Genomic DNA, 12,228 nt, shown 5'->3' with positions numbered 1-12,228 from the left:
GGCTCACAGACCGTGTTCGTCCATCAGGCGCATCAGGTTCCGCTTGCGTCTCTGGGCGGTGCGCAGGGCATTCACCGCGTGTACCGGGGCGGTCTCGAGTGCCGCTCAGCCCGACCCCGGCGGCTCACGGCTCAGCAGTCGTAGCGGTGGGTGGTGGGCCAGGTGGGGCAGCTGCGGCAGACGAAGACATAGACGCCTCCACAGTCCCCCATGATCATTTCGTGGCTGCCGTGCTGCAGTTCCGGGCTGTCGGAAGCTTCCCAGCCGCAGCCGGGACGGGTGCGCTCCTCGACCGGAAGCCAGCGGCCACACGATTCACTCGCCGAGATCGTCAGCAAGTTTTCCATCCGGGAACCGCACGAACAGTGCGGCCAGTTCGGCGGCTGTGTCCAGCCGGGATATCCGCCGACCTTGCTCTGCTGGGTGGTGAAGGCGTCGTAGTAAGAAATACCAAAGGACTCCTCCATCTCCTCGCTCCACTCGCCCACGCGCTCGGACAACTCCGCGGGCATGTCCCAGTTGGGGTACTCCACGGTCTCGGTGGGGTGTATCACGCAGGGCTGTGGGACGTACTCGTCATCGAACTCATAAGGCCGCGGCGCCTCGTCCAGCAGTGGCCGATCCGCCAGGTCAGCAACGGATCGCCAACGCAGCATCGGAACCGGCGAGTGCTGGTCGTGTTCGGAATGGATCAGCGGGCACCAGAGCACCTGGAGCACGTCGGCGCCGACCGGAAACACCAATGCCGGAACGTCGTGGGCGATGAGTTGCAGCACGGGCACCAGGGAGACAGGGGCCGGCCCGACCACCGCGCAACCGCGGGCGGGGTTGTAGTGGTCGGGAGCCATACACGTCGGCCAGGGCTCATCGGCGGGCCAGAGGAGCGGCCCACCCAGCGAGCTCTCATCCCGTTCGGGGCTACCGGCACGCGGATACAGCAGCGTGGTTGCCCTCGCATACGGCACGAGTTCTGGAAATACTTCCGCGATGTCGTACGGAGCTGGCGGAACAGTAAGACTCATGATCACCTCCGGGGCGCGCATGGTAACGCGACGGGAGTCAGCCGACACCGCTCGTGCCACCTCGAAGCGAATTATGGGCGCCACGGTCGCTGGGGTCCGCTCGGCTGGTCAGGCGGTCATGCGGGACTGTCGGCGGACGGGCCGCTTCTTCAGACCGCGATCGTCGCGGGTCTCCCCCGAGTCAGTCCACTACTTGCCGACCGACGGACGAGTCCGGTGGAACAGAGCTGCTTCCCGTCCTCGTCGCCACGGTCTGGGAGGTTGCGCCGCGAGCAAGGAGCATGGGCACAGCTACGGGGCCGTAGTGCCGTTGTCAGTCGCCGGCCCGCGAATGGATCGAATGAACGGGCGGGGGCCCTCGTGGATGTGACCACGCTTGCCGTCGCACTCATCAGCGTCGGAGGAACGCTAAGGCTAGTCCCGTAACCCATGAGGCGGGGTGAAACGGTCCTGGACTGTGGGTCAGTTGGGGGGTTTGGCCAGGCCCAGGAGCTGCTGGTGGAGGCCGGGTCGGGCGAACAGAGCTGCGCCTGTGTCGGTTCGTCGCCGGCCGGAGAGGTCGCTGAAGGTGCCGCCGGCCTCCTCGACGATGGGGATCACCGCGGCAATGTCCCAGGGGCCGGCGCCCAGCAGCAGGAAGGCGTCGAGTTTTCCTGTCGCGACCAGGAGGGCTCCGTGGCAGGTGCCGGATCCGGTGGATGGCTTGCTGGGTGGCGGCGTGGTGGGCTCCGCAGATGCCCAGTTGAGTGCGGGGAGCACGGTTGCGGTTCCTGCTGCCAGCCGGGCCGCGGCGGCGCGTTCGGCCTTGCTCAGCCGCGGTGGTGGAGGCCAGATTCCGATGGCGGCATCCTTGGCGTTTCCTCCTGCCGTGAGCGTCAGCCGATGCGGCGGTGTCGACGGATCGGAGGGGCAGGGGCCCGTCCAGGCGCCGGTGCCTGGCGTTGCCCACCAGCGGCGCCCGAGCGCGGGTGCGGAGACCATGCCCATGGTCACGGTGCCGTGTTCTTCCCGGGCGATGAGAGTGCTCCATTCCGGATCGCCCGCAATGAAGCTCGCCGTGCCGTCAATGGCGTCGATGATCCATCGGCGGCTGCTGCGCCCATGGGCGCCGAACTCTTCGCCCACGAACGCGTCGCCGGGGTGTTCCGTACGGATCGACGCGCGCAGGACGCATTCGATCTCGCGGTCCGCGTCGGTGACCGGACTTCCGTCGCCCTTGTCCTCGGCACCCAGGTCGGGTGCGCGGAAGTAGCGCCGGGCGATCTCGTCCGCCTGATCAGCCAGTTGGTGCGCCAGCGTCAGGTCTGCCGAGTCCGTCATACCGCCCACTCTTCTCGCCGATACCCCCGTGATCAAGTCCCGGTCCAGGCGCACGGGCTCGGTGAGACGACCAGCGCATGGCTGGTGTGACGACGGCGTCCGAGCCGTCCTGGACAACCCCCGGGCGTGAATCCGCGCCACTTCCACAAGACAGTGCCCGCGCTCCGGCGCGAGGGGGCCGAACTTGTCCGGCGCGGCCGGCCCTGGGCCTTTCGCTGGAGGACCGGGTACTGCCCGTCGCGGCCTGCTGGCGCGCGAACTTGACGATACGCCAGCTCGCCCTGCTGTTTGGTATCTGCAAGTCCGCAACCGACCGGATCATCAACCGGATCGGCCCACTCCTCGCGTTGAAGCCCCGGCAACGCTTCACCAAGGGCACGGTGTCATCGTGGACGGCGCCCTGGTGCCCACCCGTGACCACACGATCACCGAGCAGTCCAAGAACTATCGCCATTCCACCAACCACCAGGTTGTCATCCACGCCGACACCCGCCGGTCGTCGTGGTCGGCCAGTGCACCGTCTCGGGTATCCCGGCCGCCTCACGTCGTTCGGGATCACTGGACCAGGAGTGCTCGGGGGAGGTAGAGCCGGCCAGGGCGAGAACCACGCCGATCTGCGCGTTCTCGAGGCGTCCTGCGGTGCCGGTGTACTGCCTTTGCACGCCGGCCGAAGACCGTCCCTTCTTCAGGAAGCCGGTCTCGTCGACGACGAGGACGCCGCCACCGGTGCCGAGGCGTTCGGCGGCGTAGGCACGTAGGTCGTCACGGACCGCATCGGCATCCCAACGGGCGCAGCGCAGTAGGCGCTGTACCGGCCCGGGCCGCGCAAGGCCCGCCTGCTCGGCCGGCTGCCAGCAGCTCTTCCGTTCGAGACGCTCGACAACAGCCCGAGCAGGTAAGCACGGGCCGCGGCCCGGGGCTCAACCCGTTTGAACCTGCCCGAGATCCGGGCCCTGACCCGCTCGAGAATCGCCTGCCAGCGGGCAGGGTCTACGCTAGGCCCGCGGCCACCGCGCGAAAACAGGAGTCCACACATCCCCCGATGAACACGCGGGTGGTGGCCGTCCCTCATGGCGGCTGGGCCTCAGCGTGGTTTCGGAGTCGAGCTCGCGTGTCAGGCGGTGAAGCCGCCGTCGACATGGATCGAGGCTCCGGTGATGTACGAGCCGTCCGCGCTTGCCAAGTGGGCGACGGTAGCCGCGATCTCGGCCGCTTCCGCATAGCGGCCCACAGCCGTGAAGCCGGCGATCACCTCGGCGTTCGGCCCGTCAGCGGGGTTGGTGTCCGTGTCGGTGGGGCCGGGATGCACCAGATTGACGGTGATTCCCCGCGGACCGAGTTCTCGGGCCAGGCCCTTCGTCATCCCGACCAGAGCCGTCTTGCTCATCGAGTACAGCGCCAGTCCGGGGAAGACCGCACGTTCGGCGACATTGCTGCCGATGCTGATGATGCGGCCGCCCTGGCCCATGTGACGCACTGCCGCCTGGGACGCTGCGAACGGCGCCCGGACGTTCACCGCCAGGGTGCGATCGATCTCTGCCGGCCCCAGGTCTTCGAGTGGGCCCACGAGGAAGACACCAGCGTTATTGACCAGGATGTCGAGTCTGCCGAACATCGCGGCGGCCTCGTCCACCGCTGAGATGAGTGCCTCAGGGACGGCGCTGTCGGCCTGGACGGCCAGTGCCCGGCGCCCGCCGGCCTTGATCTGCTCCACCACCTGGGTGGCACGTTCCGCGGTGTTCTCATAGGTCAGGACGACGTCGGCGCCTTCTTCGGCCAGCCGTAACGCCACAGCGGCACCGATGCCCCGGCTGCCACCCGTGATCAAAGCCACGTTTCCTTCAAGTCGCTTCATGAAGTTGAGCCTTGCCGGCACCAGCGTCGGAAGCCGGCGGGAATCCGACCTGGCGTTCGACCTCCAGGAGGTCGACACCACCCTGATCACAAACCCACACTGGAGTACTCATCACTTGACGTGAGAGGTGCGGATTGCGACGGCCCTCGGCGGCCTGTGGCGGTCCGCCATGACGCTGTGCAATATTCCCATTCCGCGCAGTATTGGCGGCTGTCGTTTCGCGTGCTGCTCGCGACCCGGGAGATCCTCGGCGTGTTTCCGTCGCGTTGTCCTTCCCGATGGTCAGAGCTAGCGTTGGAGACGGCAGCAGGCGCCATCTGCCGCGGGGCCGGAATGCCGCCCAGGGGAAATAACCCCGAGACTCCGCGACGGCCGCCCTTGGCCTGGCTGAACGTATTGAGTGAGCTGCGCGTGGGTGGATTTGGCGCATTTCCGCGTCGAATGGCGCAGGAGGTTGATGTGCTTCCCACGCGACACAAGTCAGCGACCATCAACGGGCAAAAGATCTTCTACCGAGAAGCAGGCCCCAGCGACGCACCGGTCGTGCTGCTGCTCCACGGATTCCCGAGCAGCTCACACATGTTCCGCCATCTCGTCCCCGCACTGGCCGATGATTATCACGTGATAGCCACCGACCACATCGGCTACGGCCACTCGGCCATGCCCAAGGTGGACGAGTTCGACTACACCTTCGACAACCTGGCAGGGGCCACCGCCGGGCTGCTGGACCACCTGGGCATTCAACGCTTCGCCGTCTACGTGCACGACTACGGAGCACCGATCGGCTGGCGTCTGGCACTCGACCCTTCCTTCGACGTCAGCGCGATCATCTCGCAGAGCGGGAACGCGTACATGGAGGGTTTCGCCAAGCCCTTCTGGGACGATCTGTTCGCCTACGCCACCGATCCCAGTCGTGACACGGAGCCGGGCGCGCGCGCCAAGTTCAGTCCCAGCACGACGCGTTGGCAGTACGAGAACGGCGCGTCCGACACCAGCCTCGTCAGCCCCGACACCTGGACCCTCGACCAGCTCCTCCTGGAACGGCCCGGAAACGACGAGGTCCAGCTCGCCTTGTTCCGTGACTACCCCACGAACATCGAGGGCTACCCGAAGCTGCAGGAGTACTTCCGCACCAGTCAGGTGCCTCTGCTCGCGGTCTGGGGCGAGCGGGACGAGATCTTCGGGCCGGACGGCGCGCGAGCGTTCTCGCGCGACCTGCCCGAGGCCGAAGTCCACCTGCTGCCCGCCGGCCACTTCGCCCTCGAGACGCACCTGGACGCCATCAGTGGGTACATCCACGGATTCCTCGGACGCGTCCTCACATGAGATGGGGCCGGACACGCCTGCGCCGGATGGTCCTCAGAGGAAGGGGCACTTGAGAACACGCGCTTCCCGGCGCAGCGGCACGGGAGGCGCGCCCCGGGGAAGGTGGCGTGGTGGCCAGACTGACAGCGGTGAACGTCGGGATGCCGAGAGACGTTCCCTGGCACGGGAAGACCGTGCGCACCGGTGTCTACAAGCAGACCGTGGCCGCGCCGCGGGCGGATCGGGATGGGATCCTCGTTTCTGGGAGGACAAACCGGGGCGCGACGACCTCACGCCGGGCCAGTTCGGCGAGAACCTCACCGTTGCGGGCCTGCCTGACGACGAGGTCTGCAGCGGCGACCGCTACCGCATCGGCGCCGCCCTGTGCGAGGTCACCCAGCCCCGGGTCACCTGCTACCGGGGTGGGACTGCGCATGGGTGAGCCCCAGATGGCGGCCCTGCTCGTGGCTCACCACCGCCCCGGCTCCTGTCTGCGCGTCATCGAGGAGGGCGAGGTGGAGGCCGGGCAGGACATCGTCAAGGTGTCGTCTCCAGCCGTCCGCTTGCGATTTCGAAAGCCTCACCCCGGCGCATCGCCTGCCGCAATTCCGAGCGCCGCTTTTCGGCGAGTGCCGACGTGGCGAACCTCGCGCTCCTCGTCTTCCCGCCTACGGCTCATCGCACTTGCTACAGGCGCGCCTTCCGATTGACCTTCGCGGCTCTCCGCAGTCGCATCTCGAGGGAACAGTCCGGCTGTGTGCGCCGAACTCGCGCACCCGTGCCAGAGCACGTATCCGGCCGGATCCGCTCCCGCCACCGAGTAACGGAGGGGCCGCTGCCGGCAGTGCACGTGTCTTCGTCAGGCGTTCACCTGTTCCGTGAGCTTGCCCTTGCGCAGGTGGAGGATGCGGTCGGACTGGGCGGCCAGCAGCTGCGAGTGGGTGACGACGACGACGCATTTTCCCTGTTCGTGGGCGAGTTCACGGAAGGTGTCGATGATGCCCTGGGCGGTGTCCTCGTCGAGGTTTCCGGTGGGTTCGTCGGCGAAGAGGATGTCGACGTCGCAGGCGAGGGCGCGGGCGATGGCGACACGCTGCTGCTGGCCGCCGGAGAGCTGCATCACGTTGCGGGTGGCCATCGACTTGTCGAGGCCGATCCTTTCCAGCAGGTGCAGGGCGCGGGTCTTGCGGCTGCCGGTGGCGGGTTTGGTGCCGGTGATCTCCATGGCGCAGGTGACGTTCTGGAGGGCCGTCATGTAGGTGAGGAGGTTGTACTGCTGGAAGATCGTGGCGGCGTGCTTGTTGCGGTAGCGGCCGAGGCCGAGTTCGGTGAGGTTGCGGCCGTCGAAGCTGATGGTGCCCTTGGTGGGGGTGTCGAGGCCGCTGGCGAGGCTGAGCAGGGTGGTCTTGCCGCTGCCGGAGGGGCCCAGGATGGTGTAGAAGGTGCCGCGTTCGAAGGTGTGGTCGATGCTCTTGAGCACGGTGGTCCTGCGGCGCTGGCCGGAGTAGGTGTGGCTGACGTCGGTGAGGCGCAGGACGGGCGGGGCGGCGGTGGGGCTGGTCATGGCGGGTCACTTGCCCTTCGTGAGGATGGTGCGGGGGCTCAGGCGCAGCACGGCGCCGGCCGGGACGGCGGTGGCGAGCAGTCCGATGCCAAGGCCGACGCCGCCGACGGTGGCGAGGTCCGCCGGATCGAGCGCGACCGTGATCCGGTCGATGGGGTCGGCGTTCTCCACGGGCTTGTCGTTCGGGTCGATGCCTTGATCGAGACCGGTGCTGCCGGGAGCCGGAGGCTGCCAGGAGTTCAGCTTCTTCTCAGCGGCGGAGGCTTCCCTGCCGAGCAGTGACTGGCCGGCGCTCTGGGTCAGGTCCGGGGCGAAGAGTGAGCTCACGCCGATGGCGATGGCGGCGACCACGACGATTTCCAGGGCCTGCTGGGTGATGAGCTTGCTCTTCTTCTCGCCCATGGCCAGCAGGACGCCGTACTCCTTGCCGCGCTGCTTGACCGCGAGGTTGACCAGAAGGGCCAGGACGGCCGCGCCGGCGACGCCCATCAGCCACATGGCGACGGTGGCCGTGGAGCGGATGCTCTTGAGCGGGCCCGTCATCTGCTGGACGGCCTTGTCGTTGGCGTCCAGCTCGAAGCCGTCGAGCGCCGAGCCCGCGACCTGCTTCGCCCTGTCCTCGAACGCGCTCTGTTCGTCGGCGTCCTGGAGGAGGAAGGTGGCCTTGCCGACCTGCAGCGTCCCCTTTTTGCCTCCGGACTCGAGTGCGGAGATGCCGCCGACGGTGCCGTACAGCAGGTTGGCAGGGCTCAGGAAGTTCTCGGGTTCGGGTTCGGTGCTGGGGCGCGGGTCGCGGTAGATGCCGGCCACGGTGAAGTCGGCCGTCGTCTTCTCGTCGTTGCCGGTCAGGGTGATCCTGTCGCCGGCCTTGAGACCGTTCTTCCTGGCCAGCCGCTCCTCGATGAGGAGTAGTTTCTTGTCCTTGTCGGCGGCTGTGAGGTGCCTGCCGGACAGGAGGGTGAACTTGCCGCTGCGGAAGTCGGGCAGCAGCGAGGAGTCGAGCACGCCTGTGGCCGAGGTGCCGCCGGGACCCATGGACTGGATCTTCGGCCCGCCGTCGACCAGCTTGTACTTGCCTTTGAGGATGGCGCGGTCCCACATCGAGTAGGTGTACTTCTGCACCTGGGGCAGCGCACCGAGCTTGTCGACGGTCGCGGCGTCGATGCTCGGGGCCTGCATGCCACCGCCACCGCCCAGTTGGTGCATGTCCATCTCCATGTCGACCTCGGCGCCCACGGAGCGCTTGGCCTCCTGCTCGGCCTGGGCCGTCGCGTCGTTGATCAGGACTCCCGCCAGCACCATCACGGAGATGACGAGGAAGGTGGCGAAGGTGATCAGGGTGCGGCCCTTGCGGGCCCACAGACTCAGCCCCGCGCGTTTGACGAAGTTCATGGGTATCGCTCTCTCGGTCCCTGTCGGTGGATGGAAGTGCGGTGAGTGGCCCGGCTACTCGGTGTCGGCGAGGATCGAGCGGGGGTGCAGGCGGAGGATCCCGATGCCCGGGACGACGGTGGAGACCAGACAGATGCCGAGCCCGATGCCGGTGACCTTGCCGACGGTGGCCGCCTCGACCCGTACCGCGGCCGGGGCGATCTCGGCGCCCCGCGCCCCGGCCGCCGCGACCGGCTTGCCGGCCTGGCGGCCGAGGAGCGCGTCGCCCGTGTGCTCTCCTGCGAGGGAGCCGGCCAGAGCGGCAAGCGCGACGGCGGGCAGAGCCACGGCCGCCACCTCCACGGCGTGCTGGCCGACGAGCTTCCACTTCTTCTCGCCCATCGCGAGCAGCACCCCGAGCTCGGCGCGCCGCTCGCGGATCTGCAGCGCCACGATGAGACCGAGGATCAGCGCCCCGGCCAGGGCGATCACCCAGACGATCAGGCCCGCGAACGTGCCGACCCGCTGGATCGGGCGGACCTGATCCCTGTACGCCTTGTCGTTGACCGGGAAGTCGAAGCTGCCCTTGCCCAGAAGCCGTTCGGCCTCGGCGTGCAGCTGCTCGGCCCGGTCCGGTGAGCCGATCCTGAACACGGCCTCGCTGACCGTCGCGGTGGCGGTACCGAGCTGCTGCGCGGTGCCCACCGGTACGTACAGCGTGTTGCCGGGCAGTTCGTGCGGCGGCGTCCATCCGGTCGGATCCTGTGTCGGGTCCTGGAAGATGCCGACGACCGTGAGCGGTACCGTGCGTTTGTCGTCCTCAGACCGCACCTGCACGGTGTCGCCCGCCCTGACGTGGTTCTTCTCGGCCAGGCGCTGTTCGATCAGCGCGACGTCGTGGCCGGCGTCCGCGGGGGTGATGCCGCGGCCCGCCGTGATCTTCGTCGAGCCGTACGAGAAGGGCAGCAGCATGCCCGAGTCGCGGACGCCGTTCACAGCCAGAGGATCCTTTTCCGCTCCGCGTCTGTGCTTCCGGGCTCCGGTGCCGCCCGGCTTCGGTGCGTTCGGTGTCAGCGGTGCGAAGCCACGCGCGCCGGCCCGCACCGGAAGCTCCAGGTTGTAGCGGTGCACCAGGTCGGAGGCGCCGAGCCGGCCGGCCAGGGCCGCGGTGAGGCCCTTCTTCCTGACCGTGACGTCGACGCCGATGGTGCGTTGCGCGTCGGCTTCCTGGCGGGCGGCGGCGGCCTGCAACAGGAAGCCGCCGAGGAGCAGGGTGCAGATGACGACGAAGATCGCCAGCAGGACGGCGGTCTTGGACTTTCTGGCACCAAGGCTCATCCCGGCGCGCTTGACGAAGTTCATGCCGCAGACAAAAGCAGCTTGCCGCTTGCAGCGAGATAAGCGTGTTACAGCGGCATAAGGGCCGGCCCCGGTGCTGGTCGCGGGCGCAGACGTCGACCCGGGTGTCTTCACCGGCCGGTCCGATACCGTGCGGGCGGGCACGGAGCACACCGCTCGATACGTCCTTATCCGGCTGCAATCGTGGTCTTGGTTCCATGAGGACATGAGAGTTCTGGTAGCCGAGGACCACCGTGTTCTCGCCCGCACCATCGCCACCGGTCTGCGCCGCCAGGCGATGGCCGTCGACGTCGCCGCCACCGGCGACGCGGCCGAGCGGATGTGTCTGCTCACCGCCTACGACGTGCTGATCCTCGACCGCGATCTGCCAGTCATGACCGGCGACGAGGTGTGCGGGCGGCTGCGGGAACTCAAGGACCCGCCGCGGATCCTCATGCTGACCGCGGCCGGCGGACTCACCGACAAGATCTACGGCCTCACCACGCTCGGCGCGGACGACTACCTCGCCAAACCCTTCGACTTCGCCGAGCTCGTCGCCCGCGTACGCGCCTTGAGCCGTCGCGCGCCGAAGCCGCCCCCCGCTGTGCTGCGCTTCGGGGGCATCGCCCTGGACAAGGCGCGGCGCGAAGCGTCCGTGGACGGCCGTCCGCTGGAGCTGACTCCGAAGGAGTTCGCGGTCCTGCACCTGCTGCTTGTGGCCGGTGGCACGCCGGTGGCGCACGACGAGCTGGTCCGCACCGTCTGGGACGAGCACCTCGACCCGCGCACCAGCGCGGTCCGCGCCACCGTCAGCCGGTTGCGCGGCAAACTCGGCGACGCGGGCCTGATCGCCGCCGACACGGGAGAGGGATACCGGCTGTGCGACTGAACCCGCGAGCCCTGCTGAGCAGGCTGCCCTTCCGCGGTCGCCTGGCCGCCGCCTTCTCCGGGCTCTTCCTGCTCGCCGGCATCGCCCTGCTGGCCTTCGTGGTGCTGCTCGCGCGCTACGGAACGGATCAGCAGGTCCAGGGGCTGTCGATCACGTACGCCGATGCGCCGAGCAGTCATGCGACGTCCTTCCGACCCACGCACCCCGCTCGGCCGGATCGCTCCGCCCAGGCCCCGAGCGACAGTGTCATGATCAAGAAGATCGACCAGACCGTGCAGGCCGTACAGGACACCGCGCTGCGCCAGATGGTGCTCTGGTCCGCCGTCGGCCTCCTCGTCATGGCATTGCTGGCCGGGCTGCTGGGCTGGTGGCTCGCGGGATGGGCACTGCGTCCCGTCGCCTCCATGACCGAAGCCGCCCGCCGTATCAGCGAACAGAACCTGCACCACCGCCTGGCGCTCACCGGCCCCGCCGACGAGCTGCACAGCCTCGCCGACACCTTCGACACCATGCTCGACCGGCTGGAGAAGGCCTTCGAGAGCCAACGCCGCTTCGTCGCCAACGCCTCCCACGAGCTCAAGACGCCCCTCGCCGCCCAGCGTGCCACCCTCCAGGTCGGCCTCGCCGATCCCCTCCCCGAGAGCCTCGTCGAAGTTCGCGAGGACCTGCTCACCACCAACCGCGAAGCCGAACAACTGATCAACGCGCTCCTGCTGCTCGCCCGGAGCGACCGCGGACCGGACGAGACCGAGAGCGTGGATCTCGCGGAAGCCGTCCGGCTCGTGACCGCAGAACTCGCCCCGCAGGCAGTCCGGAACGGTGTGCGCATCGACGTCCGCGCCGACACTCGGCCGGTCGTTCCCGGGGACCCCGTCCTGCTGCGTCACCTGCTGACGAACCTGATCCGCAACGCCATCCAGTACAACCACCGTGGCGGCGGTGTCCGCGTACGACTCGGTGCCGCGACCGTGACGGTGACCAACACCGGCCCCCGCGTGCCCGCCGAACGGATCCCCGATCTGTTCGAGCCCTTCCGACGCCTCGACGCGGACCGCACCGCCACCACCGGTCACGGCTTGGGGCTGTCCATCGCCGCCTCCATCGCCGAGGCACACCACGCCACGCTGACGGCGCGCCCCGGCCCCGAGGGGGGACTCGCTCTCACCCTGCGGTTCCCTTGACCGCCATGGCGGTACTCGTCACCGCCGGCCTGCCCAAGACCGCGGCGCTGCACGGCGGGACAGGGCAACTCCATCTGGAAGCCTCCGGCGAGTCGACAGTCAGCCTCCACGGCAAGGCCCGGCATCTGAACATCGAGGCCAGTGGTTCCTCGACCGTCAATGTCTACGACCCGGTCGTGAACGATCCCGAGCGGGTCCCGCCGGTGGGCTCGCTGCCCCCGGTGCGGCGCTGAAACCCGGATGCACCGACGTCCGTACCATCCGCCTCGGCACCAGCCGTAGTCCGTTCTTCGCCCGGCCAGCTACCGACTCCAGCTCACCGTCGTCGATGGGTTGACCCCGGCTCCCCGCCCCAGTGGCCCGGACGCGGCGCCGGACGAGCA

11 protein-coding genes and 2 pseudogenes are annotated in these 12,228 nt (G+C 68.4%); 6 read left to right on the top strand and 7 right to left on the bottom strand.

The features are described from left to right. Nucleotides 1-131 precede the first annotated feature (131 nt). The gene (locus ACZ4O3_RS05435; RefSeq protein ID WP_467721246.1) at nt 132-1,043 is read right to left on the bottom strand and encodes a hypothetical protein; all 912 of its coding nucleotides are present in this window, start codon (nt 1,041-1,043) and stop codon (nt 132-134) included. 441 nt (nt 1,044-1,484) lie between these two features. Next, nucleotides 1,485-2,342: an inositol monophosphatase family protein gene (locus ACZ4O3_RS05430; RefSeq protein ID WP_467721244.1), complete on the bottom strand. Its 858-nt coding sequence runs from the start codon at nt 2,340-2,342 to the stop codon at nt 1,485-1,487. A gap of 77 nt (nt 2,343-2,419) precedes the next feature. On the opposite strand from ACZ4O3_RS05430, the pseudogene ACZ4O3_RS05425 reads away from it, so the two are divergent. Continuing rightward, nucleotides 2,420-2,921, top strand: a pseudogene (locus tag ACZ4O3_RS05425) (helix-turn-helix domain-containing protein); the annotation flags it as partial. Here the strand turns inward: ACZ4O3_RS05425 and ACZ4O3_RS05420 are convergent. Together ACZ4O3_RS05420 and ACZ4O3_RS05415 are read right to left on the bottom strand one after the other, a co-directional pair. Next, nucleotides 2,846-3,378: pseudogene (locus ACZ4O3_RS05420) on the bottom strand (IS701 family transposase); the annotation flags it as partial. The pseudogenes ACZ4O3_RS05425 and ACZ4O3_RS05420 overlap by 76 nt on opposite strands. A gap of 78 nt (nt 3,379-3,456) precedes the next feature. Continuing rightward, a complete protein-coding gene (locus ACZ4O3_RS05415) occupies nt 3,457-4,197 on the bottom strand; it encodes an SDR family NAD(P)-dependent oxidoreductase (RefSeq protein WP_362713280.1) in 741 nt (246 codons plus the stop codon). 441 nt (nt 4,198-4,638) lie between these two features. On the opposite strand from ACZ4O3_RS05415, the gene ACZ4O3_RS05410 reads away from it, so the two are divergent. Next, on the top strand, nt 4,639-5,523 hold the full coding sequence (locus ACZ4O3_RS05410) for an alpha/beta fold hydrolase (protein ID WP_467721324.1): 885 nt from the start codon (nt 4,639-4,641) through the stop codon (nt 5,521-5,523). Between the two features lies 1 nt (nt 5,524). Beyond that, entirely contained in the window at nt 5,525-5,944 is a 420-nt protein-coding gene (locus ACZ4O3_RS05405; protein ID WP_467721242.1) for an MOSC domain-containing protein, read from the top strand. Nucleotides 5,945-6,361: 417 nt separating this feature from the next. On the opposite strand, the gene ACZ4O3_RS05400 is transcribed toward ACZ4O3_RS05405, so the two are convergent. Genes ACZ4O3_RS05400 through ACZ4O3_RS05390 form a run of 3 tightly spaced genes read right to left on the bottom strand, consistent with a single transcriptional unit; the run spans nt 6,362 to nt 9,799 of the window. After that, nucleotides 6,362-7,066 (bottom strand): ABC transporter ATP-binding protein, encoded by a 705-nt coding sequence (locus tag ACZ4O3_RS05400; protein WP_362713262.1) that lies wholly within the window; start codon nt 7,064-7,066, stop codon nt 6,362-6,364. A 6-nt stretch (nt 7,067-7,072) separates the two neighbouring features. Continuing rightward, nucleotides 7,073-8,458, bottom strand: coding sequence for an ABC transporter permease (locus ACZ4O3_RS05395; RefSeq protein WP_467721241.1), 1,386 nt, complete (start codon nt 8,456-8,458; stop codon nt 7,073-7,075). A gap of 54 nt (nt 8,459-8,512) precedes the next feature. Next, nucleotides 8,513-9,799 (bottom strand): ABC transporter permease, encoded by a 1,287-nt coding sequence (locus ACZ4O3_RS05390; protein WP_467721240.1) that lies wholly within the window; start codon nt 9,797-9,799, stop codon nt 8,513-8,515. 202 nt (nt 9,800-10,001) lie between these two features. On the opposite strand from ACZ4O3_RS05390, the gene ACZ4O3_RS05385 reads away from it, so the two are divergent. The 3 genes from ACZ4O3_RS05385 to ACZ4O3_RS05375 are packed head-to-tail and all read left to right on the top strand — an operon-like array spanning nt 10,002 to nt 12,078. Further along, the gene (locus ACZ4O3_RS05385; protein ID WP_362713256.1) at nt 10,002-10,664 is read left to right on the top strand and encodes a response regulator transcription factor; all 663 of its coding nucleotides are present in this window, start codon (nt 10,002-10,004) and stop codon (nt 10,662-10,664) included. Then, on the top strand, nt 10,655-11,845 hold the full coding sequence (locus tag ACZ4O3_RS05380) for a sensor histidine kinase (protein WP_362713254.1): 1,191 nt from the start codon (nt 10,655-10,657) through the stop codon (nt 11,843-11,845). The genes ACZ4O3_RS05385 and ACZ4O3_RS05380 overlap by 10 nt, the downstream gene beginning before the upstream one ends. Nucleotides 11,846-11,850: 5 nt before the next feature. Further along, the gene (locus ACZ4O3_RS05375) at nt 11,851-12,078 is read left to right on the top strand and encodes a head GIN domain-containing protein (RefSeq protein ID WP_362713253.1); all 228 of its coding nucleotides are present in this window, start codon (nt 11,851-11,853) and stop codon (nt 12,076-12,078) included. The last annotated feature ends 150 nt before the right edge of the window (nt 12,079-12,228 follow it).

It is taken from the genome of Streptomyces sp. NPDC026515 (genome assembly GCF_055567595.1).
The sequence above is the reverse complement of the archived record's forward strand: the minus strand, read 5'-3'. Positions and strand labels throughout refer to the sequence as shown.

Bases quoted from the DNA above. Each gene is read 5' to 3' on its own strand.
- ACZ4O3_RS05435 (WP_467721246.1), bottom strand. From the start codon at position 1,043: ATGCGCGCCCCGGAGGTGATCATGAGTCTTACTGTTCCGCCAGCTCCG.
- ACZ4O3_RS05415 (WP_362713280.1), bottom strand. From the start codon at position 4,197: ATGAAGCGACTTGAAGGAAACGTGGCTTTGATCACGGGTGGCAGCCGG.
- ACZ4O3_RS05385 (WP_362713256.1), top strand. From the start codon at position 10,002: ATGAGAGTTCTGGTAGCCGAGGACCACCGTGTTCTCGCCCGCACCATC.
- ACZ4O3_RS05430 (WP_467721244.1), bottom strand. From the start codon at position 2,342: ATGACGGACTCGGCAGACCTGACGCTGGCGCACCAACTGGCTGATCAG.
- ACZ4O3_RS05400 (WP_362713262.1), bottom strand. From the start codon at position 7,066: ATGACCAGCCCCACCGCCGCCCCGCCCGTCCTGCGCCTCACCGACGTC.
- ACZ4O3_RS05375 (WP_362713253.1), top strand. From the start codon at position 11,851: ATGGCGGTACTCGTCACCGCCGGCCTGCCCAAGACCGCGGCGCTGCAC.
- ACZ4O3_RS05410 (WP_467721324.1), top strand. From the start codon at position 4,639: ATGGCGCAGGAGGTTGATGTGCTTCCCACGCGACACAAGTCAGCGACC.
- ACZ4O3_RS05395 (WP_467721241.1), bottom strand. From the start codon at position 8,458: ATGAACTTCGTCAAACGCGCGGGGCTGAGTCTGTGGGCCCGCAAGGGC.
- ACZ4O3_RS05390 (WP_467721240.1), bottom strand. From the start codon at position 9,799: ATGAACTTCGTCAAGCGCGCCGGGATGAGCCTTGGTGCCAGAAAGTCC.
- ACZ4O3_RS05405 (WP_467721242.1), top strand. From the start codon at position 5,525: ATGGGGCCGGACACGCCTGCGCCGGATGGTCCTCAGAGGAAGGGGCAC.